The sequence below is a fragment of the Frisingicoccus sp. genome (assembly GCF_048388605.1).
Lineage (GTDB): Bacteria > Bacillota > Clostridia > Lachnospirales > Lachnospiraceae > Frisingicoccus.
Genome location: NZ_DBGCTU010000054.1, coordinates 1 through 26,612, shown reverse-complemented (window position 1 = coordinate 26,612; position 26,612 = coordinate 1). Strand labels below are relative to the sequence as shown.

The 26,612-nt window shown below is 45.8% G+C and carries 16 protein-coding genes and 1 riboswitch; all 16 genes read left to right on the top strand.

All coding sequences use genetic code 11. The features are described from left to right. Nucleotides 1-236 precede the first annotated feature (236 nt). The 16 genes from ACMN7X_RS14785 to ACMN7X_RS14710 all read left to right on the top strand — a co-directional run bounded on the left by ACMN7X_RS14785 (nt 237) and on the right by ACMN7X_RS14710 (nt 26,448). The gene (locus ACMN7X_RS14785) at nt 237-737 is read left to right on the top strand and encodes a shikimate kinase (RefSeq protein ID WP_418748218.1); all 501 of its coding nucleotides are present in this window, start codon (nt 237-239) and stop codon (nt 735-737) included. A gap of 13 nt (nt 738-750) precedes the next feature. After that, complete coding sequence (locus ACMN7X_RS14780) at nt 751-3,354, top strand: YfhO family protein (RefSeq protein ID WP_418748217.1); 2,604 nt, start codon at nt 751-753, stop codon at nt 3,352-3,354. 122 nt (nt 3,355-3,476) lie between these two features. Then, on the top strand, nt 3,477-4,769 hold the full coding sequence (locus ACMN7X_RS14775) for a UDP-N-acetylglucosamine 1-carboxyvinyltransferase (protein ID WP_418748216.1): 1,293 nt from the start codon (nt 3,477-3,479) through the stop codon (nt 4,767-4,769). 30 nt (nt 4,770-4,799) lie between these two features. Beyond that, nucleotides 4,800-4,898: riboswitch (SAM riboswitch) on the top strand. A 96-nt stretch (nt 4,899-4,994) separates the two neighbouring features. Further along, on the top strand, nt 4,995-6,182 hold the full coding sequence (gene metK, locus ACMN7X_RS14770) for a methionine adenosyltransferase (RefSeq protein ID WP_418748215.1): 1,188 nt from the start codon (nt 4,995-4,997) through the stop codon (nt 6,180-6,182). A 28-nt stretch (nt 6,183-6,210) separates the two neighbouring features. Further along, nucleotides 6,211-7,689, top strand: coding sequence for a sensor histidine kinase (locus ACMN7X_RS14765; RefSeq protein ID WP_418748214.1), 1,479 nt, complete (start codon nt 6,211-6,213; stop codon nt 7,687-7,689). Next, nucleotides 7,682-8,371: a response regulator transcription factor gene (locus tag ACMN7X_RS14760; protein ID WP_418748213.1), complete on the top strand. Its 690-nt coding sequence runs from the start codon at nt 7,682-7,684 to the stop codon at nt 8,369-8,371. The genes ACMN7X_RS14765 and ACMN7X_RS14760 overlap by 8 nt, the downstream gene beginning before the upstream one ends. Then, the gene (locus ACMN7X_RS14755; RefSeq protein ID WP_418748212.1) at nt 8,368-9,102 is read left to right on the top strand and encodes an RluA family pseudouridine synthase; all 735 of its coding nucleotides are present in this window, start codon (nt 8,368-8,370) and stop codon (nt 9,100-9,102) included. The genes ACMN7X_RS14760 and ACMN7X_RS14755 overlap by 4 nt, the downstream gene beginning before the upstream one ends. A gap of 14 nt (nt 9,103-9,116) precedes the next feature. After that, on the top strand, nt 9,117-10,550 hold the full coding sequence (gene proS / locus ACMN7X_RS14750) for a proline--tRNA ligase (RefSeq protein WP_418748211.1): 1,434 nt from the start codon (nt 9,117-9,119) through the stop codon (nt 10,548-10,550). Nucleotides 10,551-10,567: 17 nt separating this feature from the next. After that, entirely contained in the window at nt 10,568-11,242 is a 675-nt protein-coding gene (locus ACMN7X_RS14745) for a FadR/GntR family transcriptional regulator (RefSeq protein WP_418748210.1), read from the top strand. Nucleotides 11,243-11,527: 285 nt separating this feature from the next. Beyond that, the gene (locus ACMN7X_RS14740; RefSeq protein ID WP_418748209.1) at nt 11,528-12,970 is read left to right on the top strand and encodes an FAD-binding oxidoreductase; all 1,443 of its coding nucleotides are present in this window, start codon (nt 11,528-11,530) and stop codon (nt 12,968-12,970) included. Nucleotides 12,971-13,042: 72 nt separating this feature from the next. Beyond that, nucleotides 13,043-14,185, top strand: coding sequence for an acyl-CoA dehydrogenase (locus tag ACMN7X_RS14735; RefSeq protein ID WP_418748208.1), 1,143 nt, complete (start codon nt 13,043-13,045; stop codon nt 14,183-14,185). A gap of 135 nt (nt 14,186-14,320) precedes the next feature. Continuing rightward, nucleotides 14,321-15,091 carry an electron transfer flavoprotein subunit beta/FixA family protein gene (locus tag ACMN7X_RS14730; protein WP_418748207.1) on the top strand — a complete coding sequence of 257 codons (771 nt, stop codon included), beginning with the start codon at nt 14,321-14,323 and terminating at the stop codon, nt 15,089-15,091. Nucleotides 15,092-15,103: 12 nt separating this feature from the next. Then, on the top strand, nt 15,104-16,057 hold the full coding sequence (locus tag ACMN7X_RS14725) for an electron transfer flavoprotein subunit alpha/FixB family protein (RefSeq protein ID WP_418748206.1): 954 nt from the start codon (nt 15,104-15,106) through the stop codon (nt 16,055-16,057). Nucleotides 16,058-16,245: 188 nt separating this feature from the next. Beyond that, on the top strand, nt 16,246-18,624 hold the full coding sequence (locus ACMN7X_RS14720; protein WP_418748205.1) for a LuxR C-terminal-related transcriptional regulator: 2,379 nt from the start codon (nt 16,246-16,248) through the stop codon (nt 18,622-18,624). A gap of 20 nt (nt 18,625-18,644) precedes the next feature. Next, nucleotides 18,645-21,206: a hypothetical protein gene (locus tag ACMN7X_RS14715; RefSeq protein WP_418748204.1), complete on the top strand. Its 2,562-nt coding sequence runs from the start codon at nt 18,645-18,647 to the stop codon at nt 21,204-21,206. A gap of 148 nt (nt 21,207-21,354) precedes the next feature. Then, nucleotides 21,355-26,448, top strand: a complete 5,094-nt coding sequence (locus ACMN7X_RS14710) for an InlB B-repeat-containing protein (protein WP_418748203.1) — start codon at nt 21,355-21,357, stop codon at nt 26,446-26,448. Nucleotides 26,449-26,612: the final 164 nt, after the last annotated feature.

Genomic DNA, 26,612 nt, shown 5'->3' with positions numbered 1-26,612 from the left:
ATAATGTGTTTGGTCATACATTAATTTTACACCAACTGCCGGATTCTTTCGAGGTCTGGCAGTTATTTTTCGCACAAAAAAGGAGCTGCGCACTAATTACTTAGTGCGACGGCTCCTTTTTCATTTGAACAAAACTATCCTTCGGGGAAAGAGGTTGTTAATCCGGTCATAAAATGGTAGAATAATATACTATGTGGTAATAGTTACTGTGGGATTGAACAGAAAGGATGGCACGAATGACAGACAACATTATTTTGATCGGAATGCCGGGCGCAGGCAAAAGCACAGTGGGCGTTGTCCTGGCCAAGGTTTTAGGATATGATTTTATAGACTCGGATCTGCTGATCCAGGCGGAGATGGGAAAGCGCCTGTTTGAGATCATTAATGCAGAGGGCATTGACGGTTTCCTGGAGATTGAAAACCGGGTTAATTCCCGAATTCAGGCGTATCATACGGTCATTGCGACCGGGGGCAGTGCGGTTTACGGGTCGGAAGCGATGGAATATCTGAAGTCTATCGGGACGGTTGTGTATATTCAGGCATCCTATAAGATTCTTGAAAAACGGCTTGGAAACCTTTTAAAACGCGGGGTTGCCATACGCCATGGCAATACACTGAAGGACTTGTATAATGAACGGGTGCCGCTGTATGAAAAATATGCGGATATCACCGTAAATGAAGATGATAAAGGAATTCGTGAGGTTGTTGAAACCATTGAACAGATGCTGGAGGATTGAGCGGGAAGATCATATGAGAGGTAAGACGAAATTTTGGATTCATAAAAATATCTGGTATATACTGGCTTTTATTATCCCTTTTGTAGTGGCTGTGACGGCTTTTATATGTCAGGGAATGTGGCCTTTTGGTGACAGGGGAATTTCCATTATCGATTCCTATCATCAGTATGTGCCGTTTTTTTCGGAGCTTCAGTATAAATGGCGGCATTTTGACAGTTTTTTTTATAGCTGGAACGGCGGTCTCGGAATGAATTTCTGGGCAGTTGTGGCCTACTATCTGGCAAGTCCCCTGAATCTTTTATTGCTGGTTTTTCCGAAAACCATGGTTATGGAATGTTTTTCGTTGATATATTTTGTGAAGATTGGTCTGGCCGGACTGACTTTTGCATATTTTCTTCGGAAGCGGTTCAATCACTACGGCTGTTCTCTTACGGTATTCGGCTGCTGCTATGCGCTGAGCAGCTACGTGGTGGGCTATGCCTGGAATATTATGTGGCTGGACTGCATCGTGCTGTTTCCAATCGTGATGCTGGGCATCCACCGGCTTGTCCGTGAGGGCCGGGGATGGCTCTATGGCTTTGCTCTGGCGCTCTGCATTTTTACGAATTATTATATATCGATCATGATCTGCATTTTTGCCTGTGTGGATGTGCTGGCAGAAGTGAGCTGTGCGCGGGAAAACGGGTTAGCTGCAAACTTTCGCAGGCTGCTTGGGTTTGCGGGATATTCTCTGCTCGGCGGCGCTTTTGGCGCCGTGATGCTCCTGCCGACTTTTTATGCGCTGCAGGCCAGTCAGTCCGCATCCAGCAGTTTCCCGACGACATTAAAGTTTTATCATGATATTTTTGAATTATTCTGCCAGCAGTTTACGGTGGTGGAGCCGACCTGTCTGGATGGAAATTTTAATTTATACTGCGGTGTATCTATGCTGCTTTTAGTGCCGATGTATCTGTTTAATAAAAAGGCGGATTTACGGGAAAAAATCGTGCGTATGCTGATCACGGCTTTTCTGCTGATCAGTCTGAACACGAATTATCTGACCTACATTTGGCACGGATTTCATTTTCCGAACGGACTGCCGGGAAGATTTTCATTTATCTATATTTTTATGCTTCTGCTGATGGGCTATGAGGGCTATCGGCGCCGGAAATCCTGTCCGAAATGGGCGGCGGCGCTGCCGGCGGTCGGCTGGCTTGGATTCCTTGGATATTCCTGGTGGAGCGGCAAAGTGGAGATGGAGATTTATACAGGAATCGTCAATATTATTTTGCTCGTTTTATATGGACTGTTGTTTATGATGGTGTGCAGCCCGGCGAAAAAGAAACAATTTCTGGAATTGGGCCTGTTGGCCGTTATGCTGATCGAAGCCTGTGCCTACGGCGTTTTCGGACTTTGCATGAACGGTACGGTCAATCGGAAGGATTATTATAGTGATCAGAAGGCAGTGAGCGAGTTAAAAGCGCAGATTGAGGAAAGAGAAGGGGAGAATTTTTACCGGGCAGAACTGGAGGAACGCCGCGGGCGGGACGATGTCACCTGGCATCATCTGCCGGGAATGTCTCTTTTTTCTTCCACAGTCAATGCAGGTGTGGACCATCTTGCGAAACGGCTGGGCTTCTATTCGGTGACAAATAAATACAGCTATCAGGGGGCGACGCCGGAAACGGATGCCTTCCTGAATATTGATTATTTGATCAGCAAACACAAGGAAGAGAGGATAAGAACCTTTGACCGGCTTTCTGAGGCAGAGGACCGATATTTGTATCAGAATCACTGCGCCCTCGGACTGGGCTTTATGGTTTCGGAAAATATTTTTCAGTGGGATTATGAAAAGACCAATCCGTTTGAGGTTATCAATCAGCTGATACTGTCGGCCACAGGTGAAGAAATCCGTCCTTACCGGTATTTTGGTCTGCCGGAGCCGACGGCGGAGGGCTGTGAACTGACGACGGACAGTTGGGCCGACTGGTCCTACACCGCGGAAGAGGGCACCGATGGAACAGTGACTTATGTGTATACGCCGGAAGAGGCGCAGGATCTGTATATTTATTTCAAGGCATCTCATTGTACGAAGGCAGAAGTAGTCCGGGGTGAGGAAAAAGAGACCTATTCCGATGAGGACGGACATATTTTCCGAGTGGGAGCGATGGAGCCGGGAGAGACGGTGACATTGACGTTATATTTGGATGATGATTATGACGACGGCAGTATTAAACTTATTGCGGCCGAGCATGACATTAATGCTTTCTATCAGGTTTATGATAAATTAAAGGAGCAGCGGTGGACGACGGATAAGGTAACTTCGACATCTTTGGCCGGAAATATCCGGGTGACTCAGGGGGGAGTCATGTTCACATCGATTCCTTATGATGAAGGATGGAAGATAAAGGTCGATGGAGAAAAGATCGAAGCGGAAAAAATCGCGGATGCCTTTATTGGAATTCCTTTAAGTGAGGGAGAACACAGAATAGAGATGAGCTATTGCCCGGAGGGCTTTGTTCCCGGATTGATTTTGACCTGCAGCGCAGGAATTCTGCTTGTTTTATTGTATATCATAGAAAAAAGAAAGGGCCGCGCACGGAAAAAAACGAATGATATTCGGTCAGAATTGCCATAATATCATTAACGAACTTGTAAAAAATAGCTGGAATTTTTACGAAATTATAAAATCTAATTTACAAATTCTCGGAGTATGCTATAATAATTAAGACTATAGCAGAAAGTTTGTTGAGGTGTACCATGGAACAATATGTTATAAAAGGCGGAAATCCATTGGTCGGCGAAGTGACAATTGGCGGCGCAAAGAATGCGGCATTAGGTATTCTTGCAGCTGCAATCATGAGTGACGAAGATGTGATTATTGATAATTTGCCGGATGTGAGCGATATTAATGTTTTATTACAGGCGATAGCATCCATCGGCGCAGTTGTTGTGCGCATAAATAGAAGCACGGTAAAAATAAATGGCAAAAACATTCACAGCCATTGTATTGATGACGGTTTTATCCGTAAGATCCGGGCGTCTTATTATTTGCTGGGAGCTCTTCTCGGAAAATATAACGAAGCGGAGGTTGCCCTTCCGGGTGGGTGTAATATCGGCAGCCGTCCGATCGATCAGCATATCAAGGGGTTTCGGGCACTGGGTGCCAAAGTGGATATTAACAACAGTATGATCATTGCGAAGGCGGAACATTTAAGAGCACGTCATATTTATCTGGATGTGGTCAGCGTTGGAGCAACGATCAATATAATGATGGCGGCGGCGATGGCCGAAGGACGTACAATTCTTGAGAATGCAGCGAAGGAACCGCATATCGTAGATGTGGCCAACTTCCTGAATTCGATGGGCGCAGACATTAAAGGCGCCGGAACCGATGTCATTCGTATTCAGGGCGTGAAGAAATTTCACGGTACAGAATATACGATCATTCCGGATCAGATTGAAGCCGGAACTTTTATGTGCGCCGCGGTGGCAACTCAGGGGGATATCACCGTGAAGCATGTTATTCCGAAACATCTGGAGTCCATATCGGCGAAGCTGATGGAGATGGGCGCCGAGATTGAGGAACTGGATGACGCGGTGCGTGTTGTGGCGTCGAAACGTCTTCAGCCAACGAACATTAAAACACTGCCTTATCCCGGATTCCCGACGGATATGCAGCCTCAGGCGGCAATTGCGCTTGCACTTGCCGACGGCACAAGCGTTATAACAGAGAGTATTTTTGAAAACCGTTTCCGCTATGTGGATGAGCTGGCCCGTATGGGTGCAAGGATTAAGGTTGAGGGGAATGCCGCGATCATTATCGGTATTCCGAAGTATAAAGGCGCCCATATGAGCGCGCCGGATCTGCGGGCGGGGGCTGCCCTTGTTATTGCGGCTCTGGCGGCTGACGGAATTTCCACAGTGGATTCCATCGGATATATTCAGCGCGGTTATGAGGACTTCGAAGGGAAGCTTCGCAGTCTTGGCGCATGTATTGAGAGGGTGGATAATGATAGAGACCTTCGCAAATTTAAATTAAGAGTCGGTTGAGAAATCAAAAACTGAACAATGGAATAATCTCTCTTATTCAGAACAATGGAGCCTAAGGAGCGATGATATTGTGGCAACCCCGATAAACGGAAGGTGCCTGCCGGAGCGAGTTCACTCGAACAATAAGAGGATTTGATAGAGAATCAAGTCCGCTTTTGCGGACTTTTCTTTTTGACAAAAGAGTTCCGCGTATTTTTGCGGATCATATGAAAGGAGAACATAGATATGGAAAAACTTTTATTTACTTCAGAATCTGTTACGGAAGGCCATCCGGATAAAATCTGCGATGCCGTTTCAGATGCCATTTTGGACGCTATGGTTGCCCAGGATCCGATGAGCCGGGTGGCCTGCGAGACATGTGCAACGACAGGGCTTGTGATGGTGATGGGCGAAATAACGTCTAAAGCCAATGTAGATATTGCTCAGATTGTTCGGGATACAGTCAATGAGATCGGATATAACCGGGGCAAATACGGCTTTGATGCGGAAACCTGCGCGGTGATGGTAACTTTGGACAAACAGTCCCCGGACATTGCCATGGGTGTAGACAAGGCTCTTGAGGCAAAGGAAAACCGGATGTCGGATGATGAAATTGAGGCTATCGGCGCCGGAGATCAGGGGATGATGTTTGGATTTGCAACCAATGAAACCGAGGAATATATGCCGTATGCCATTGCGATGGCGCATAAGCTGGCCAGACGCCTGACAGAGGTGCGTAAGGACGGGACATTGCCTTATCTGAGGCCGGATGGAAAGACTCAGGTTACGGTGGAATATGACGAGAATGGGAAACCGGCCCGCCTGGATACCATTGTTCTTTCCACTCAGCATGATCCGGATGTCACTCAGGAACAGATACATGCGGATATCCGCAAATATGTATTTGATGCGGTCCTTCCGGAGGACATGGTGGATGAAAAGACACGGTTTTTTATTAATCCGACAGGCCGTTTTGTCATCGGCGGACCTCATGGCGACAGCGGTTTGACAGGCCGCAAGATTATTGTCGATACTTACGGAGGCTATGCACGGCACGGCGGCGGCGCTTTTTCCGGCAAGGACTGCACAAAGGTAGACCGTTCCGCTGCCTATGCAGCCCGGTATGTGGCAAAAAATATCGTGGCGGCCGGACTGGCAGATAAATGTGAAATTCAGCTCTCCTATGCCATCGGTGTGGCACAGCCGACCTCTATCATGGTGGATACTTATGGAACAGGAAAAATTTCTGAGACAAAACTGGTAGATATTATTCGGGAGAACTTTGATCTGCGCCCGGCAGGAATTATTAAAATGCTGGATCTGCGCCGTCCGATTTATAAACAGACGGCGGCCTATGGCCATTTTGGACGCAACGATTTGGACCTTCCATGGGAAAAAACAGATAAAACAGATATTTTAAGAAAGTATTTATAGAGCGGTGACGGACAGGGAGGGATGAACTATGCGCCTGGCTACTCGGATGAAACTTACATACGGAATGGTTTTTTTGGTTCCGATTTTATTGATTCTCCTGTCTTTCTGGGGAATTGGACGGATTGAGCTGCGGGCGCTGCGGCAGAAATACGACATGGAAGAAGCCAGCGTAGAAATGCTGTTTAATCCTTTTGAAATACTCGGAAATATTTCCGTCAGCGTTGTCAATGAGCTGGCAACGGTGTCTGAAGATTCGCCGGAACGGCTGGAGGATGTATCCTATCTGGAAACGATGGACAAGCGTTTGGAGAAATATTCCTCTTTCTTAGTGTTGCGCAGGGATGGGAAGATCTATTATTCCGGCCAGGATGGAGAAATCAGTGAGAATATCGAGGGGATGGTTGGAGAGTCCCTGACGGACAGTTATATTTCAGGGGATTTTCCATATCATCTGCGGCAGTTTAACTTTTTCTTTTCTGACGGCAGCGAAGGACTTGTTCAGATTTTTACGCCGGTGGAAGAGGCCGTTAAACAGGTGGAACGGCTGGTTTTAAAAATTTCGATCTGCTCATTGTTCATTTTACTCCTTGTCAGCGCCGTTGCTTTTATATGGCTGTATCAGAGCATTGTTCAGCCGCTGGAAAAGCTGAAACGGGCGGCCGTAAATATTAAGGACGGTAATCTGGATTTTAATGTCATTACGGACACGGAAGATGAGATCGGCGAGGTATGCACGGCTTTTGAGGAGATGCGTATCAAACTGAAGGATCAGATTGAAGTGAGTATGCAGTATGAAAAAGACAATAAAGAGCTGATCAGCAATATTTCCCATGATTTAAAAACGCCGATTACCGCGATTAAAGGGTATGTGGAAGGAATCCGGGACGGTGTGGCGGATACGCCGGAAAAAATGGACAAATATATTCGAACGATTTATAATAAAGCCACGGACATGGATAGATTGATAGATGAACTCTTTCTCTTTTCCAAGCTGGACAGTAATTCGATGAATTACAGCTTTGCAAAGCTGAACTTAAAAGATTATTTTGAAGACTGTGTGGATGAGATCTCCCTGGATTTAGAGTCCCGGGGAATTTCCCTTGCTTATTACAATCATGTGCCGGAGGATACGATCATCATTGCCGATCCGGAGCAGTTGAAACGAGTAATCAATAATATCGTCGGCAATTCGGTGAAATATATGGAAGCGGAGCGCCCGGGGCACATCGGTATATTCATCAAGGATGAGCCGGAATTTGTTCAGATCGAGATTCAGGATAATGGTAAGGGCATTGCGAAAAAGGAGCTTCCGCATATTTTTGAGCGCTGTTACCGGACAGATTCTTCCCGGAATTCATCTAAAGGCGGCAGCGGTCTGGGATTGTCAATTGCGAAGAAGATTATCGAGGAGCATGGCGGAAAAATATGGGCGAACAGTGTGGAAGGCGAAGGGACAACGATGAGCTTCGTTTTGAGAAAGTATAAGGAGAGTGTAGCCTATGAGTAAAATACTGATTATTGAAGACGAAGTAAGTATTGCTGAACTGGAGAAGGATTATCTGGAGCTGAGCGGCTTTGAGGTCGATATGGAACACAGCGGAGATACGGGGCTGGATAAGGCGCTGAAAAAAGATTTTGATCTGATCATTCTGGATCTGATGCTGCCGGGAATCGACGGCTTTGAAATCTGTCGGAAAATCCGGGAGCAGAAAAATATTCCGGTACTTATGGTTTCAGCCAAAAAAGAAGATATTGATAAAATACGCGGGCTTGGCATGGGAGCCGATGACTATATCACGAAACCCTTCAGCCCGAGTGAACTGGTAGCCCGGGTGAAGGCCCATCTTGCCAGATATGAACGTCTTACCGGAAGTGCGGTCAAAACAAACGATGTCATTGAGATCCGGGGGCTTAAAATTGACAAAACGGCCCGGCGGGTCTATGTCAACGGCGAGGAAAAAGCTTTTACGACGAAGGAATTTGATCTGCTCACCTTCCTTGCGGAGAATCCGAACCATGTGTTTAAGAAGGAAGAGCTGTTCAATAAAATCTGGGATATGGAGTCTCTGGGAGATATCGCCACGGTGACAGTCCATATTAAAAAGATTCGTGAAAAGATAGAATTTAATACATCCAAACCTCAGTATATTGAGACGATCTGGGGCGTGGGTTATCGGTTTAAAGTATGATAGAAGTAAAAATTTTGTATGAGGATGCGCAGCTTATCGTTTGCGTTAAACCGCCGGGAATGCCGTCCCAGGTGGAGCGTTCTTCAACCATGGATCTGGCAAGCTGGCTAAAAAATTATCTGGCGTTAAAACAGGGGGACGGCGCCCGGGGAAAAAGTCCGTATATCGGTGTGGTACACCGATTGGACCGGCCCGTGGGCGGAATCATGGTTTATGCGAAAACTCCGAAAGCGGCAGCCGGGCTAAGCCGGCAGTTTTCAGAACACCGGGCAGAAAAAGACTATCTGGCCCTTCTGACAGGGCGGCTTCCGGAACCTTCCGGAACACTTGTTGATCATCTGGAGAAGGATGGGCGGACGAACACCTCCGCGGTTGTTGCCAAAGGGGGAAAAAAGGCCGGTCTGGATTATCGTGAGTTGGAGGAGAAAGATGGATTGTCGCTGGTGGAAGTGCGGCTGCATACAGGGCGGCACCATCAGATCCGGGTTCAGATGGCCCATGCCGGGGCGGGAATCTATGGCGATATGAAGTATAACGGCGAAGGCACAAGAAAACGGAATGAAAAAGAAGGCATAGGCTCCGGAAATCCGGAATTATGTCTTTTTTCCTGTCGGCTGACCTTTAAACATCCGGTGAGCCATCAGAAAATGTGCTTTGAAGTTCTTCCGGAACAGGGAAGGATGACTATTGACGAATGGCCGAGTTTATCTTACTATAAAAAAAGAAAATAAAAGGAGATTTGATGATGGCAAAGGAAAAGAAATTGGTTGAGGCAATTACTTCCATGGAAGAAGATTTTGCCCAATGGTATACAGATGTAGTTAAGAAGGCGGAACTGGTAGACTATGCCAGCGTGAAGGGCTGTATGGTGATCAAACCGGCCGGCTATGCGATCTGGGAAAATATTCAGAAAGAGCTGGATGCCCGCTTTAAAGCGACCGGTGTGGAAAACGTTTATATGCCTCTGTTTATTCCGGAAAGCCTGCTGGAAAAAGAGAAAGACCATGTTGAGGGCTTTGCACCGGAGGTTGCCTGGGTAACCCACGGCGGGCTGGAACCGCTTCAGGAGCGGCTTTGTGTCCGCCCGACATCCGAGACACTGTTCTGTGATTTTTATGCCAGAGATATTCAGTCCCACAGAGATCTGCCAAAGCTGTATAATCAGTGGTGTTCTGTTGTGCGGTGGGAAAAGACGACCCGTCCGTTCCTGCGTTCCAGGGAATTTTTGTGGCAGGAAGGTCATACGGCTCATGCAACAGCCGAAGAGGCGGAGGAGAGAACGATTCAGATGCTGAATCTCTATGCGGATTTCTGTGAGGAAGTGCTGGCTATGCCGGTTATCCGCGGTCGTAAAACGGATAAAGAAAAATTTGCCGGTGCTGAGGCAACATATACCATTGAAGCTTTAATGCACGACGGCAAAGCGCTTCAGTCAGGCACAAGCCATAACTTTGGCGACGGATTTGCAAAGGCTTTCGGTATTCAATATGCCAATAAAGATAATAAACTGGAATATGTTCATCAGACATCCTGGGGGATGACGACCCGTCTGATCGGCGCGATCATCATGGTTCACGGCGATGATTCCGGCCTGGTGCTTCCGCCGAGAATTGCGCCGACACAGGTGATGATCATTCCGATTCAGCAGAAAAAGGAAGGCGTTCTCGATAAAGCCTTTGAAATTAAAGATATGTTGAGTAATTTCCGTGTTAAAGTGGATGATTCCGATAAGAGTCCGGGATGGAAATTCTCAGAGGCGGAGATGCGGGGAATTCCTCTTCGTATCGAAATTGGGCCAAAGGATATTCAGGCCGGACAGGCCGTTATCGTTCGCCGCGACACCCGTGAAAAGCAGGTGGTTGCTTTGGCTGAGTTGGCGGAAAAAGTGGCAGAAACGCTGGATACGATGCAGAAAGATATGCTTGAGAGAGCAAGAGCGCACAGAGATGCGCATACTTATGAGGCTGTGGATTTTGAAACCTTCAAGGATACGGTTGAAAACAAGCCGGGCTTTGTCAAAGCCATGTGGTGCGGAGATGAAGCATGTGAGAACATGATTAAAGAAGTGACCGGGGCAACATCCCGCTGCATGCCGTTTGCGCAGGAACACCTGTCCGATACGTGCGTTTGCTGCGGAAAGCCTGCAAAAGCAATGGTATACTGGGGAAAAGCATATTAAAGAACAGGATGATTTGTTTGGAAAAGTCCTATGAAAAGGTAGTAGACTTCGTTCAGAATCAGATTTTGAACGGAGTCTACAGTACAGGGGATAAATTGCCGTCAGAGCGGGAGATGGCCCTGCAGTTGAATGTGAGCCGGACATCTGTCCGGGAGGGAATACGTATATTAGAACAGATGGGAGCCCTTTCCTGCCAGCAGGGATCGGGAAATTATATAGCCGGTGACTTTGAGGGCACATTGATCCGGGTGATGACGCTGATGTTTGCGGTGGAGGGAACAACTTACCGGGAAATCAGCGAATTCCGTTTTGCACTTGAATATCAGGCGTTGTCGCTGGCGGTTCATCATGCAACGGAAGAACAGATGGCGGAGATGGAATATCATATGAGCATGCTGGAGACCGCCCAGGAGGAAAATGTACGCTCAAAACACGATAAAAGAATTCATTATCTGCTCGTTGAGGCTTCACATAACAACTATCTTATTGTTAATTTTTTAGCATTAACACAGGTGATGGACAAATATGTCAAAGACATGCGGGTTCGTATTCTGCAGGATGAGAAGAACCGGGACGGTCTGATGCAGACTCACCGGGATTTAATTAAGGCCGTAAAGGAAAAGGATGTTCAGCTTGGCCAGGATGCGCTGAACCGACATTTTGTCTATATTTATAACTATCTGGACAGTTGAGCAAATATTGACAAAAAAAAGACAAACACTTTGTGCGAAAAAACCACAAAAATAGAAAAAGACAAAATCAGAACTGTGCAATGCTCATAAAAAATACATGAGAAATACAAAGGAAATGGTAAAAATGCTTGACAAATGGGCCTGTATATTTTATGATGGTCATATAAATGGTAGGACCACCATGGTACTTTTATGTGTATTTTTAATGGTTATTGTGTACATAGTGTGCAATACAAAATATATAAAGCAAAGGGTTCTATTAAAGATTTAAGGAGGCATGATGAGATGAGTGCATATGGCAAAGTAACTCCCGAAATCGTGGAGAAATTCAAAGAAATTGCACCAGGACGGGTTTATGTAGGAGAAGAAATCAACGAAGATTTCACGCATGACGAGATGTCTATCTATGGTAAAGCTATGCCAGAAGCTGTTGTTGATGCTATGACAACAGAAGAAGTAGCTGCAATTGTTAAAATCTGTTACGAAAATACAATTCCGGTAACAGCCAGAGGAGCTGGTACAGGTCTTGTTGGAGCAGCAGTTCCGATCGCCGGTGGTGTTGTGATCGGTACAACAAAAATGAACAAGATTCTTGAATATGATTTAAACAACTTCGTTGTTAAGATCCAGCCGGGTGTTCTTTTGAACGACCTTGCAGAGGACTGCGTAAGCCGCGGACTTATGTATCCGCCGGATCCAGGTGAAAAATTTGCCGCTGTCGGTGGTAACGTTGCAACAAATGCAGGTGGTATGAGAGCATGTAAATATGGCGCTACAAGAGATTATGTACGTGCTATGACAGTTGTTCTTTCCAATGGTGACATCGCTCATTTCGGAAGCACAGTTTCTAAAACATCTTCAGGATATTCTCTTGTAAACCTGATGATCGGTTCCGAAGGTACACTCGGTATCATCACAGAGTTGACATTAAAAGTTATTCCGGCTCCGAAGGAAGTTATCAGCCTGGTAATGCCTTTTGAAGATCTGGATTCCTGTATTTCCACAGTTCCGCTGTTCAAGAAAAACAATCTTGACCCACAGGCTCTGGAATTCATGGAGAGAGCTATTGTTGAAAAATCTGAAAAATATGTTGGTAAAGCTGTATATCCAAAGAACATCGACGGCGTGGAAGCCGGCGCTTACCTGCTTGTAACATTCGATGGACGTACAATGGAAGAACTCGAAGAGATTATGGAACAGGCTTCCGAGATCGCTCTTGAGAACGGCGCTATCGACGTAATCGTTGCTGATACACCGCCTAAGATTAAAGATGTCTGGGCAGCAAGAAGCTCCTTCCTGGAAGCTATCAAAGCTGAAACAAACTGGAAAGACGGCCTTGAGCTCCTTGATGAATGTGACGTTGTTGTTCCGCTTGATCAGATTGCTCCATATGTTGAATATGTATATGGCGTTGGCGAAAAGATGGGACTTCAGGTTGAAAGCTTCGGACATGCCGGTGACGGTAACCTTCACATCTATGTTATCGGTGATGATCAGATCAGCGTTGAAGATTTCAAAGCTAAAGCAGATGCTTTCTTTGATGACATTTATCCGGCAGCTACACGCGTTGGTGGTCTGGTTTCCGGTGAACATGCGATCGGTTCCGGTAAGTTAAAATATCTTGCTGAAGCTGAAGGCGCAAGAAATATGGAACTTATGCTTGGTATTAAGAAAGTATTCGACCCTAAGTTGATCCTTAACCCGGGCAAAGTTTGCTACAAACTGTAATTTATAAAGTAATATTTATAAATCATTTAACATTACTTTTTATTTATAATTTTTTTAAGGAGGGCTCAAGAAATGAAATTTCATTTCAATGAAGAAGAACAGGAAATCCTTGCGATGTTAGACGACTTTGCAGCTAAAGAAGTTGGTCCTAGAGCACAGGAAGTTGATGAAGAAGAAAGATTCCCAATCGAAGCTCGTGAAAAACTTGCTGAAATGGGTATGATGGGCGTATACTTCCCAGAAGAGTACGGCGGAGCTGGCCTCAGCTATATGACATATATCGGTGTATGTGAAAAATTAGCTGAATACTGCGCAACAACTTCCGTTATGTTATCTGCTCATGAATCTCTTTCTTGCTGGCCTATTTTTGCATATGGTACAGAAGAACAGAAACAGAAATATCTTGTACCGATGGCTTCTGGCGAAAAATTAGGTGCTTTCGCTTTAACAGAGCCGGGCGCTGGTACAGATGCTGCTATGCAGAAAACTGTAGCTGCTGATAAAGGCGATCATTGGTTACTTAACGGTTCCAAAATCTTTATCACAAACGCTCAGTATGCAGATGTATTCATCGTATTCGCTATGACAAATAAAGAGCTTGGTACAAAAGGTATCTCCGCTTTCATCGTAGAAAGAGGAACACCAGGCTTCGAAATCAGCGGACATGAAAAGAAAATGGGTATCCGTGGTTCTTCCACAAGTGAATTAATCTTTAACGATTGCAAGATTCCAAAGGAAAACCTTTTAGGTGAACTTGGCAAAGGCTTCAAAGTTGCTATGACAACTCTTGACGGCGGCCGTGTTGGTATCGCAGCTCAGGCTGTTGGTATTGCTCAGGGTGCGATCAATGATGCTTTAGCATATGTTAAAGAACGTGTACAGTTTGGAAAACCAATCTGGAAATTCCAGAATACACAGTTCCAGTTAGCTGATATGCAGGCAAGAGTAGATGCAGCTCGTCTGCTTCTCTACCGTGCAGCTCAGGCTAAACAGGATGGCGAACCATACAGCCATTTAGCAGCTATGGCTAAATTGTTCTGTGCTGAAACAGCATCTGATGTAACACGTCGTTGCGTACAGCTCGCTGGTGGATATGGATATTCCCGTGATTATCCGTTCGAACGTCATATGCGCGATGCTAAGATTACAGAAATCTATGAAGGAACAAGTGAAGTTCAGCGTATGGTTATCGCTGGATGGATGGGAAATAAATAAGCATAGCTTAGTGATTCCTGAACTTCTCTGTGATATGTAATTCGTTGCAGAATAATTAAAAGTTTACATACGACTGGTGTGCAGGGAATCTACACACCAGTTGTGCTATTAGGAAAAGAAGGAGCGTACAACAAAATGGAAATATTAGTTTGTATTAAACAGGTGCCAGACGATTCTGTGAATATCAAAATGAATCCTGCAACTAACGCACCTGATCTTGACATTGCTACGCCTATCGTAAACGCATTCGATACATATGCTCTTGAGATGGCTACACGTCTTAAAGAAGCAGTTGGCGATAGCACAATTACAGTTGTTTCTGTAGGTCCGGACAAAGCAAAAGATGCAATCAAAACATGTCTTGCTGTTGGCGCAAGCAAAGGTTATGTTGTTAAAGCTGATGCTACAGACACAATCAGTACAGCAGATGCTCTTGCTAAAGCTGTTGCTAAGATCGAAGAAGCTGAAGGCGTTAAATTCGACATTATCTTCTGCGGTAAAGAATCTACTGACTGTGCTTCCGGCCAGGTTGGTACAATGTTGGCAGAAGATTTAGATGTTCCTGTTGTTCCAAACCTTATCGATATCGAGATGGTTGACGGCGGCGTTAGTGCTAAGCAGGAAACAGAAGAAGGATATAATGTTGTAGAAGTTGCTACACCTTGTGTAGTTACAGTTACAAAACCGGAATACGAACCAAGATATCCAACCATTAAGAGCAAAATGGCTGCAAGAAAGATTCCGATTGGCGAATTGGAAGTCGGCGGCGTTGTTGCACCTGCTGTTACGGTTGTTGCAAATGCAGAACCTCCAAAGAAAGCTGCTGGTGTTAAGATTAACGAAGAGACACTCGAAGAGTCCATGGCTGTGGCTCTTGGTATGATGAGAGACGCTAAAGTATTATAAGGAGGAAATGTCATGGGTTGCAAAAATGTAATGGTATATGTTGAGACAGCAGAAGGCAAGCCGGTCAATGCAGGCCTTGAAATGCTTACAGCTGCTAAAAGTGTTGCTGAAAAAGTTACTGCTGTTGTTATTGGTGCTGCAGATGCTGCAGCTACAGCGATCGCATACGGCGCAGACGATGCGATTACAGTAGAAGCTGACGGATTTAACGCAGAAGCACATGCTGCTATCGTTGTTGAATTAGTTAAAAAATATGCTCCGGAGATGGTATTTGTTGGCGCTACACCAGTTGGTAAAGATTTAGGCGCAAGAGTTGCTGCTAAATTAAAAGCTGGCTGCGTTACTGATGTTATTGGTATTAAAGAAGCTGATGGTAAATTTGTTTTCACAGCCCCTCTTTATGGCGGAACAATCTACTCTGATGTTACAGTAGAAGGTACGGTTGTAGCTATTATTCGTGGCGGCGTATTCAAGAAAGCAGAAGAACCGGATATGGCTAAACAGGGTACAATTACTGCTGAAACAGTAGAAATTGCTGACCTCAGAGCTAAAATCGTAAACAGCGTTCAGGAAATTTCTGAAAGCGTTAACCTTGAAGAAGCTGAAATCATCGTTGCCGGCGGCCGTGGTGTTGGAAGCGCTGAGAACTATGAATTAGTTAAAGAACTTGCTGCTCTTCTCGGCGGTGTTGTTGGTGCTACACGTCCGGTTATCGAGGAAGGATGGGTTTCCCGTGCACATCAGGTTGGACAGTCTGGAAAGATTGTTGCTCCGAAGTTATACATTGCATGTGGTATTTCCGGTGCTGCACAGCATATTTCCGGTATCACAGGTTCTGATTATATCGTAGCTATCAACAAAGATGAAGATGCTCCTATCTTTGAAATTTCCAACATCGCTATCGTTGGAAACTGTGTTGATGCTTTGAAGATTATGATTGAAGAAGTTAAGAAAATGCAGGCATAATCAGAAATTAAATTTTGATTGAATAATAAGGGCGTCCCCTGGATCATTTGATGATTCAGGGGACGCTTTTTTGTTGTATACTACCCGATTGGGGAGTGGACTTTGAAATGTGCATCACTTATAATTATTATACATTATCTGTTTTTTAGTGAATTCGGAAACAGTGGGAAAGGAGATGTATATTTTCTGTGGATAAAAATTATATAGTCCCGGCGCTTGCTATGAAAAAGCTGAAAGCAGCCCGAAACTTGTCCCAGGCGGTGTACATCTATGCTGCTACCGGGTATGGCAAGACAGAATTGGTAAAGCAATATTTGGCAAATCGCCGTTATACTTATATTTCCTGTACTGATGAACCCTGGAATTCTGAGATTCTTCCGAAAAAGATGGATGATCGAAAAGAAAGGAAAAACCGAAGTATCATAGTTATTGATGATCTTCATTTTCTGAAAAGCGGGAAAGGTCAGAGGGAAGTTTTGGAACTTTTGGCCAGAGAGGACCTTTGGGTGATTCTTATCAGTCGGAGTCGGGTACCGGCCTGGCTGATGCCTTATTATACGCGGACAGGTTTCATTGTTATTTGTCAGGAACAGCTTCGGTTTCGAAAAGAGGAAATTGAGCAATTGTTCTCGCGTTTTGGCGTGGAGCTGAACAGGGAGCAGTTGAATGCGATAGAAGAAAAAAGTCATGGCAATGCCTATGCAATAGAGTTGACGGCTCGTCAGTTTGACGAAAGCGCAGTGCCGGAAAGGGACTTGTATCAAAGAGTTCAGAACCAATTTGAGGATTATCTGGAGGCTGCAGTGTTTCTTCAATGGGAGCCGGAACTGTTGGATTTTGTTTTGGAAGTCAGCGTGGTGGATGAATTTGATCTGGCTTTGGCGGAAATGATTACCGGGAATACCTATGTGCTTCGTTTGATTCACATGGCTGAATATGTGGGGGATTTTATAAGGGAAACTGGAGGCATTTATTCCATGCCGTCAACATTTTTGGAGATTTTACGCCATAGAGCCGTGCAGGTTTTAGGATTTGACAGTGTTCGGGAGTGCATGTATCATGCAGGACTATATTATGAAATGCACGACAGGATTCCTGAAGCACTGGATATGTATAAGAAAAGCGGCAGGGAGAGGCGAATCCGGGAACTGTTGATTCGTAATTCACGGCAGAATCCGGGGGCGGGGTATTACTTTGAATTGCGAAAATATTACCTGCAATTAAGGGAAGAAGAGATTAAGGACAGTGCGGTTCTTATGGCAGGGATGAGCATGCTTTATTCTCTCATGCTGCAGCCGGAACAGAGTGAATATTGGTATGGACGGCTGAAGACTTATGCGTTTGCGCTTAAAGGTGGTGAACGAAAAGAGGCTAAAAGCCAGTTGTGTTATTTAGATATTGCGCTGCCTCACCGGGGAAGCCGGGGGATGCTTCACATTATGAAACAGATTTCGTCAATGCTTTTTGACAGGGGGATTCAGTTGCCTGAATTTTCGGTGACAAGCAATCTGCCATCAACGATGAATGGCGGAAAGGATTTTTGCCATTGGTCAAAATATGATCGGGAGTTGGCGGCTTCAGTGGGGAAGCTTGTACAACGGATTTTAGGACGCTATGGAAAAGGCTTGGTGAATGCGGCTCTGGGAGAAAGTCTCTATGAAAAGGGCGGGGACACCTATGAGGTGTTGACTCTGCTGAGCCGTGCCGAGATGGAGACGATGAGTGGAGGAATGCCGGAAGTTGCCTTCGCGGCCCTGGGAGTTCGAACCCGGCTGCATTTGCTGAATGGAAATCTGGAGACGGCAAAACTGCAGATAGACTCCTTTGAAAAGCGTTGCCGGACAGAACATATACCTCAGCTTTTGCCAAATATTGAAGCTGTAAAATGTCGTTTGGCACTGTATGAGGGCGATAAGGCTGCGGTAGAGCGGTGGCTAAAAGATGCTCCGGATGAAAATCAGGAATTTTTCATATTGGAACGTTATCGCTATTTGACGAAGGTTCGATGCTATCTGGCTAAAGGAGACTATCTGGAGGCTATGGCTTTGCTGGAGAAGGTGAGGTATTATGCAGAAATATGCCATCGCACTTATATTCATATGGAGATAGGAATTTTAACTGCCATTGCGAGACAGCGGCAAGGTATGCCATGGCAGGAGGAATTTATAGAAACACTTCAGAAATTGAGTGAATATCAGTTTCTACGGCTGTTGAGTGAAGAAGGAGCGGCGGTCAATGAGCTGCTTCGTCATATAAAGAAGGACGGATTGTCGAATGATGGGATAGATTCGGGGTGGCTGGAACGGGTAAGTCGTGAGACGGATGATATGGCTGTTCGATATCCGATGTATCTCAAACGGCAGTCGGTTTCAACTCTGAATTTTACAGAAAATGCGCTTGCAATTTTGCGGCTTCAGGCTGAAGGAATGTCGGCGCCGCAGATTGCAGAACGGTTGGGGTTGAAACCGGAGAATGTCAGATATCACATCAAAGAAAATTATCGTAAGCTGGGAGTATCCGGCAAGGTAGATGCGGTGTTGTCCGCACGCAGTCTGAATTTGTTATAAAATAAGGAGGAAGATGTCACATGATAAGAAAGGATAAGACGGGAAGAAAAAGATGGCCCAGTCTGATTTTGATGATAGCCCTGGTGGTATCCTTAATGCCGTTTAACGCTTTAAGCCTGAAGACTTTTGCGCAGGAAGCGGAAAGAGGGCAGGAAACACAGCAGGAAGCAGAAACACAAGTAGGGGGGGTGGCTGGAGACACTCAGCCAGAGGCAGAAACACCGCCGATGACTGAATCAACAACCCAGCCAACGTCTGAGCAGACGACTGAGTCGGCATCCGAAGTTGAAATTTCAACGGAATCGGAACTGACAGCTGAAACGGAGCCGGAAACGGAGTCACAGCCGGAAATGAAGATGAAGCTGCGGGCAAAGGCAAATGCGGAGGAAGGAGCGGAAGTCCGCTACAGTACAGATGGAGGGACTACGTGGACAGAAGCAAGCCTGATTGATGCAATTTATGATTGCTATATGGCAAAGGATAGTCAGATTGAATTGCTTCGGGATATTACCCTGGTAAGCTCGGAAGGAGGCAATTGGAGTCAAGGACAGATTCTTGCTTTCCCAGATGCTTCACTTACGATTGATGGTTGTGGACATACCCTTAAGCGTGGGGAAGGAACTCGCGTGATGTGCAATGTGAATCAGCCTGGTTCTACGGTAACACTGAAAAATATTGTTGTTGACGGCGGCGCTGTTTGGGACAGTGATGACCCGGCGACACGCACGAACTCCGGATTATCTTTTTCAGGAAATGACCATCTGTTTACTGTGTATGATGGCGGCACTCTGATTCTGGAGTCGGGCACAGTTTTGCAGAATAATGATTTGATCGGTACAAATAAATATGGCGGTGCAATTAGTGTGGCCTCTTCTGGCGCAGGAACTTTGATAATGAATGATGGTGCTGTAATAAAGGATAATACGGTATATACCGGTGCGGTTTATGTATGGCCGGAAGGCGCTTTTATAATGAATGGCGGCACAATTTCCGGAAATTATGGTATGAATAATGGCGGTGCCGTATGTATGGGCGGTGGAACCTTTAATATGAAAGGCGGCATGATTTCCGGAAACAAAGCGGGAGCCGGCGGCGGCGCGGTTTCTGTCTTTGCTTCAGACGCGGTCTTTAATATGACTGGAGGTACGATTAGCAACAACTCTATTAATGGCAGCCTTGGCGGCGGCGTGCTTGTATATGGCGGTTCTATGACGGTTTCCGGAAACCCGGTGATTACCGACAATACAGCCAAGGATGGAGAAGCAAATAACGCCTATCTTACAAGCGGTAAAACAATAGAAATTACAAATACATTGACAGCTGGAGCATTTATCGGTGTGACAACTCAAGATGTTCCTTCAACTGGAAATCCGGTAAGTGTTGCAATCGGAAATCATGATTTTAAAGGATTTTTCCATGGGGACAGCGGATATGAGATTTCAGGGGATGGGACGAACGATGTTCAATTTGGCGTACATACAGTACATGAATGGAGTACGGAGTGGACGTATGATGAGGCAGGCCACTGGCACGATTGTAAAAAGGGTGGATGCGGAATCACAGATAACACTCAGAAGGACGGATATGCTGTTCATACTTATACGGATACGGTGACAGCCCCAACCTGTACGGAAAAGGGGTATACAACTCACGCTTGTGACACCTGCGAGTACAGTTACACGGATACACCGATGGATATTATTCCTCACACCTGGGGCGACTGGGAAACGGTGACGGAAGCTACCTGCACATCAAAGGGCAGTGAGAAGCGCGTTTGTACGGCATGCGGCGATATTGAAACAAGAGAAATCGATGTTATTCTGCACAACTATAGTACAGATTGGAAGCAGGATGAAACAAACCACTGGCATGAATGTGTCTGCGGTGACAAGGCAGACATTGCTCCTCACGCTTATGGCGATTGGGTAATTACGAAGGAAACAACGGAAACCGAAGAGGGTTCCAAAGAGAGAATCTGTGCGGACTGCGATTATAAAGAAACAATGGTCATTCCAATGACAGCCCATGTTCACAGCTACAGTATAGATTGGAAAACGGATGGAACAACCCATTGGCATGAATGTGCCTGCGGCGACAAAGCGGATGTTGCAGCTCATACTTATGGTGACTGGGTGATTACGAAAGAAGCCACCGCAACCGAGGATGGAGCAAAGGAAAGAATATGTACAGTCTGCGGTTATAAAGAAACAGCGGTTATTCCGAAAATGGTTCACACTCACAGCTACGGCACAGATTGGAAAGCGGATGGAACAAATCATTGGCATGAATGTGCCTGCGGCGCAAAGAATGAAATTGCCTCTCATACCTTTAAGTGGGTAATCGATAAAGAAGCCACTGCAACAGAAAAGGGAAAGAAGCATGAAGAATGTTCTGTCTGCGGCTATAAGAAGGCCGAAGTTGAAATCGAGGTCACTGGTAAAACCAATAATACAGAAGGGCCAAGGACAGGGGACAACAGTAATATTGCATTTTGGATGAGCTTGTTCCTGCTTTCCGGAACAGCACTAGTTGGACTGTCATGTATGGCGGCTTACGGAAGAAAGAGAAGAAACAGAAGATAATTGACAGAGATTTTTAGGGAACTCTCGGGAAATGGACAGTCTCAAGCGAATGATTTTTATTATATTTTACCATAATGCAGTGGAACCCTCAATCATAAACCAATACCAGAATAGATAAGAAATTTGAGAAGGAGTTCGTACATCAACAATGAAAAATGCAAAGAAAAAACTATTCCTAAGCACAATAATAATTCTGACTCTTGTAGTCATCGGTGTGGCTGTAGCTTTATTTTTGATTACACACTTAAACAGAACAGAGAATACGGAGATTGAAACACTACGGCCCTACGGAAATCTGCAGGAATATGATTTTCCGGATTTTGAGCCGGTTTGGGGACAGGTTGCTTTTCCGGGTGAATACGACAAGGAAAAAGATGTGCTGGTGGATTATGCTTACAGTGATAAGTATTTTGAGATTGATTCAACCATCTATAATCCTAGCTTGTCTACCATGTCACTGTGCCTTGAATTATCTGCATGGTCAAGTCGTAATGAGGATGTATGGGCAGAGAAAACAAAAAACGCAAGAAAACTGCTTGACGAAATTGGTTTTGAAGATTTTGAGCAGAATAACTTCTGGGGTGATTCGCCGTCCACGGAATCTATTGGTGTAGTTGCTGCCCATAAAGAGTTAGAGGATTGTACTCTGATTGCTCTGCCTGTCCGCGGCGGTGGATACTACAACGAATGGGGCAGCAATGTTGAGGTTGGTACTACCGGAGAACATACTGGATTTGCCGAGGGGCGGGACAATGTAATCAAGTTTCTTGAAAAATATATTGTTACCCACAATATCACCGGGCGAGTGAAAATATGGCTGGTAGGTTACAGCCGCGGCGGTGCGGTTGCAAATCTTGTAGCAGGTTATTTGAATGAAAATGGACTGCCAAATGGTGCGACACTGGCATTTGAAGATTTATATTGCTACGCGTTTGAGCCGCCGCAGGGCTCGGTAGTGGAATTGACTGGAAGCGATGAAGAACATTGCAACATCCACAATATTGTTAATCCTAACGATATCGTGACAATGGTTGCGCCCGTAAATTGGACTTTTACCCGCTATAATTCTACTTCCAGATTGCTCCCAACAATAACCACGGCGGAGTTTGAAAATGCTCTTGCTGTTATGCTGGAGGAATATGAGGAGATTCTTGCTGACGTAGAGTTATCTGATCCGGATGCCGCAATATATAATGTTTCTGAATATGCGAAAAGAATAGATGTCAATGTGAATCCATTGAACTTTCTTCCTAGCGGCGATCCTGTGGTGGATATTCAGGTTGTGGATGATACGAGCCAGACAATGAATGAAGTTTTGACAAGTTTCATCTCTTCATTTGCGGATAGTCTTGATGGCAGAGAGAAATACAATACCAGCCTCGAAGCAGATCTGGTTTATTTACTGGATCAGATGATGGGTTACGAAACCGGTTTTGAAACAGATAAAATATTGACATCTGTCATGGAAACAATGACTGCCAACGACGGGGAGAACCTGAAATATGTGCTGGCTCCGATTTTTGCGTTAAACCTGAATTCTGCCGAGGAACGTACCAGTGAAGTAGTTGCCCGTCTCCACGAAGTGCTCCCGCAGCCGGAGGGATTCACCGATCTTTACGGTACGGCGGCCACATTGATCAAAGCGATGGGAGATCTGATTGTCCAGCATCCGGATGAATTTCTGGACACCGCTCTGGCGTTTACTAACAGTAAAGTATTTCAATCCCATTATGAGGAAGTAACTTTGGCATGGGTTCGTGCCGGTGATCCCCATTATACCGATACACCTTACACGATGGCTGTACCGGAAATTTTGCGGACTGTTCGTGTGAACTGTCCCGGCGATGTGGAAGTCTATGACAGCGAGGGTAATCTCGTTGCCAATATGATTGATAAAGTTGCTACTACAAATAATGCAGTGGTAGGATGTGCCATCAATGAGGACGGTGAAATCATTATTCATCTTCCGGCTGACGCGGAATACAATGTTGTCACGACAGCAACAGGAGATGGTGAGGTTAATATCACGCTGAGTGAATACAATGTGGTTCACAGCTGTGTGACCCGTGTACAGAATTATACGGATATTCCCGTTGAATCTGGCAGTGTACTGACTCTTAATGTTTCGAATCTGATTGAGAAAGAATATACTGACGAAAAGCAGCAGGGGTCTACCGCTGAATATAAGCTGCTCGGCAACAGTGGAGAAATAATTCCCTGTCAGAGCGATTCAAGAGGCTCAGAAATTGAGTATTTCGATGTCAGCGTACACAAGAACAATACCTTTGGTGTTGTAAACGGTGGCGGACGGTATCTTGACGGCACATTTGCAATGGTGGAAGCCCAACCTGTTGCCGGCGGTGAATTTATCGGATGGTACATAAATGACAAATTGGTTTCAACAGAGACGATATATCGCTTTGCTGTAGATTGTGATACTACACTGACAGCATATTTCAGCGAAGTACCTTTGCATGAGCTGACATTCGGAACATCCGGTGAGGGTACGGTTTTCAATACAGATTATTCCTACAGTGCAGGTTCACGGGTTCAGTTGTCTGCGGAAGCGGCTGAAGGGTATGTGCTTGACCATTGGGAGACCACTGCCGGAACGATTGAAGACGCTTCTAACGCACAGACCGTTTTTATTATGCCTGATGGTGATGCCGCTGTCACTGCGGTATTCAGACTAAAAGTTTGCCCTGCATGCCATGAGAAATTAGCAAATGGGGAAATTCATGAGGCAGGATGCGGAGTGGAAGATCATTATACCTGCGATGGCAGAAGCCATATTTTACTTAATTGTGGTCACTTCGCCTGTGATGGAGGTGATCATACGACTACGATGGTATGCGGTCATTTAGCTTGCGTGACGGGTAATCATAGTGAAGCACCTTGTGGAACTGCCGGACACTATGTTTGTGATGGAGCTGACCATACGACTATCCTCGACTGCGGCCACTTCGCCTGCGATGGCTGCAATGATAGTACAGAGACAGAACCAACTATAGAACCAGCGGTTTATACGGTCACTTTCGATGCAAACGGTGGAACACTGAGTGGTGAGGCTACAGCAACGGCTGACTATAATACAACGATCACCCTGCCTGAAGAACCGGTAAAGACAGGTTACACATTTGAAGGTTGGTTTACAGAAGCTACTGGCGGAACAGAGTTCACAGCGGACTCGAAGATTACGGCGAACTGTACTCTGTACGCGCATTGGAACGCGTCGGAAGCGAAAATTGTATTTGATCCAAACGGTGGAACCGGAGGACCGCAGGCTTTAACAGGGGTGACCAATGAGACGATCAGTGATTCATTCCCGACTGGACAGCCAATCAGGGAAGGATTTGGCTTTATCGGCTGGTATCCTGTTTCTGATGGATCGGGAGAACAGATCACAGCATACCCATTCGCATTCCCGGCGGGAACGACCACGTACTATGCAAAGTGGGCGATCAACAGCTACACGGTGACTTTCGATGCAAACGGTGGGACACTGAGCGGAGAGACTACAGTAACGGCTGACTACAATACAACGATCGCTCTGCCTGAAGAGCCGGTAAAGACAGGTTACATGTTTGAAGGTTGGTTTACAGAAGCTACTGGCGGAACAGAGTTCACAGCAAACTCGAAGGTCACAGCAGACTGTGCTCTGTACGCACATTGGACTGCGTCGGAAGCGAAAATTGTATTTGATCCAAACGGTGGAATCGGAGGACCGCAGGCTTTAACAGGGGTGACCAATGAGACGATCAGTGATTCATTCCCGACTGAACAGCCGACCAGGGAAGGGTTTGACTTTATCGGCTGGTATCCTGTTTCTGATGGATCGGGAGAACAGATCACAGCATACCCATCCGTATTCCCGGCGGGAACGACCATGTACTATGCAAAGTGGGCCTATATCGCCGGAGATTTCACAATCCTTGGTGGTACGCCTCTGGACGATTATAAATATGAGGTAACCGCAGACTCAGGGATAGAAGGCGCCGGAGTCCTGACGATTCTTTCCGGAACGCCGATTACGGTAAGTGGCAGCACCACGAAAGATACCATAGCAGTTGCGGAAGGGGTAAGTGCGAATGTGACGTTTTCTGATGTGAGCATTGATTTGAGAGCTGTTTCAGGGAATCCGCCGGCACCCGTCACTGTCACAGGAGCAGCAAGTACTGTGATTATTCTGGAGGGCAGCAATACTATAAAAGCAGACTCAGGACACGCTGGTTTGGAAAAAAATGATGTAGATTCTCCGCTTATAATCCGTGAAAACGGTACCGGTTCTCTGACCGCAATCAGCAGTGGTGCGGCAGGTATTGGGTCTTCAGGGCTAGACACTGGAAATATTACGATAGAGTCAGGAACGATTTATGCTGAGGGTAACGCCAGTGGAGCCGGAATCGGCGGTACTTATAATGCGAACGGAAGTAATATTACGATCAGTGGCGGAGCAGTTACCGCAATCGGCGGAGATTACGGAGCCGGAATTGGCGGCGGGAGCTGTGCGTCCGGAGACATTAATTCGCATGGACATGGTACGGATATTATAATATCAGGCGGAACGGTAACTGCTACCGGCGGAAAATATGGCGGAGCCGGGATTGGCGGCGGAACTTATGGCGGAGATGGATCGAATATTACAATCTCCGGAGGATATGTTGTTGCTGCCGGTGGCGGCAACGGAGCCGGGATTGGCGGCGGTGCGCATGGAGACACGGATCAAATCGGTTTCGGCAGCAGTATTTTCATTACCGGCGGAATTGTCAGGACGACGGCAAATTCCTCTGCCGCTTACATCGGCAATGGCGATGGGGCAGATGTGAGTACAGAAATTGACAATTTTACCTGCGGAATTGTATTCAAAGGTTCTTCCGGAAAGGTATATGGAGAGGCTACGCTCAGTCAAAATCTGACGATTGCCGCAGGAGAAACGCTGCACATTCCATCTGGAGCGAAGTTGATTATTCCTTCCGGTGTGACGCTGACTAACAATGGTACGATTACGTATGACGCTGAGAATCAGGGGGAAGCTATCACTGGAAGCATAGAGGGCAGCGGCACGGTTGCGTCGGCTTTAGCAGCTAATACATTATCTTTGGAGGAGGAGTTTGAATCGGAATCAGAGAGTGAGACGCAGACAGAGTCGGAGAGTGAAACACTGACGGAGTCGGAAACGGAGGCAAATTTTGAGATTCAGTCATTAGGAACAATAAATCCTATAATGAAGTTTCTCTGCTAATAATCGATAATCCATCGATTAAAAAAACTGAACAGCAAAAACATGAGAAGGGGAAATCGGCTAATGCCGATTTCTACCCATTAAAAAGAGAAATAGAGATACCCTGCAGAAATGCGTGCATTACAACACTTGCATATTCTTCAGGGTATCTCTATTTCTCAGAG

Excerpts from the sequence above, each read along its gene's own strand:
- ACMN7X_RS14785 (WP_418748218.1), top strand. The coding sequence starts at position 237 with ATGACAGACAACATTATTTTGATCGGAATGCCGGGCGCAGGCAAAAGC.
- ACMN7X_RS14780 (WP_418748217.1), top strand. The coding sequence starts at position 751 with ATGAGAGGTAAGACGAAATTTTGGATTCATAAAAATATCTGGTATATA.
- ACMN7X_RS14775 (WP_418748216.1), top strand. The coding sequence starts at position 3,477 with ATGGAACAATATGTTATAAAAGGCGGAAATCCATTGGTCGGCGAAGTG.
- metK (WP_418748215.1), top strand. The coding sequence starts at position 4,995 with ATGGAAAAACTTTTATTTACTTCAGAATCTGTTACGGAAGGCCATCCG.
- ACMN7X_RS14765 (WP_418748214.1), top strand. The coding sequence starts at position 6,211 with ATGCGCCTGGCTACTCGGATGAAACTTACATACGGAATGGTTTTTTTG.
- ACMN7X_RS14760 (WP_418748213.1), top strand. The coding sequence starts at position 7,682 with ATGAGTAAAATACTGATTATTGAAGACGAAGTAAGTATTGCTGAACTG.
- ACMN7X_RS14755 (WP_418748212.1), top strand. The coding sequence starts at position 8,368 with ATGATAGAAGTAAAAATTTTGTATGAGGATGCGCAGCTTATCGTTTGC.
- proS (WP_418748211.1), top strand. The coding sequence starts at position 9,117 with ATGGCAAAGGAAAAGAAATTGGTTGAGGCAATTACTTCCATGGAAGAA.
- ACMN7X_RS14740 (WP_418748209.1), top strand. The coding sequence starts at position 11,528 with ATGAGTGCATATGGCAAAGTAACTCCCGAAATCGTGGAGAAATTCAAA.
- ACMN7X_RS14735 (WP_418748208.1), top strand. The coding sequence starts at position 13,043 with ATGAAATTTCATTTCAATGAAGAAGAACAGGAAATCCTTGCGATGTTA.
- ACMN7X_RS14730 (WP_418748207.1), top strand. The coding sequence starts at position 14,321 with ATGGAAATATTAGTTTGTATTAAACAGGTGCCAGACGATTCTGTGAAT.
- ACMN7X_RS14725 (WP_418748206.1), top strand. The coding sequence starts at position 15,104 with ATGGGTTGCAAAAATGTAATGGTATATGTTGAGACAGCAGAAGGCAAG.
- ACMN7X_RS14715 (WP_418748204.1), top strand. The coding sequence starts at position 18,645 with ATGATAAGAAAGGATAAGACGGGAAGAAAAAGATGGCCCAGTCTGATT.
- ACMN7X_RS14710 (WP_418748203.1), top strand. The coding sequence starts at position 21,355 with ATGAAAAATGCAAAGAAAAAACTATTCCTAAGCACAATAATAATTCTG.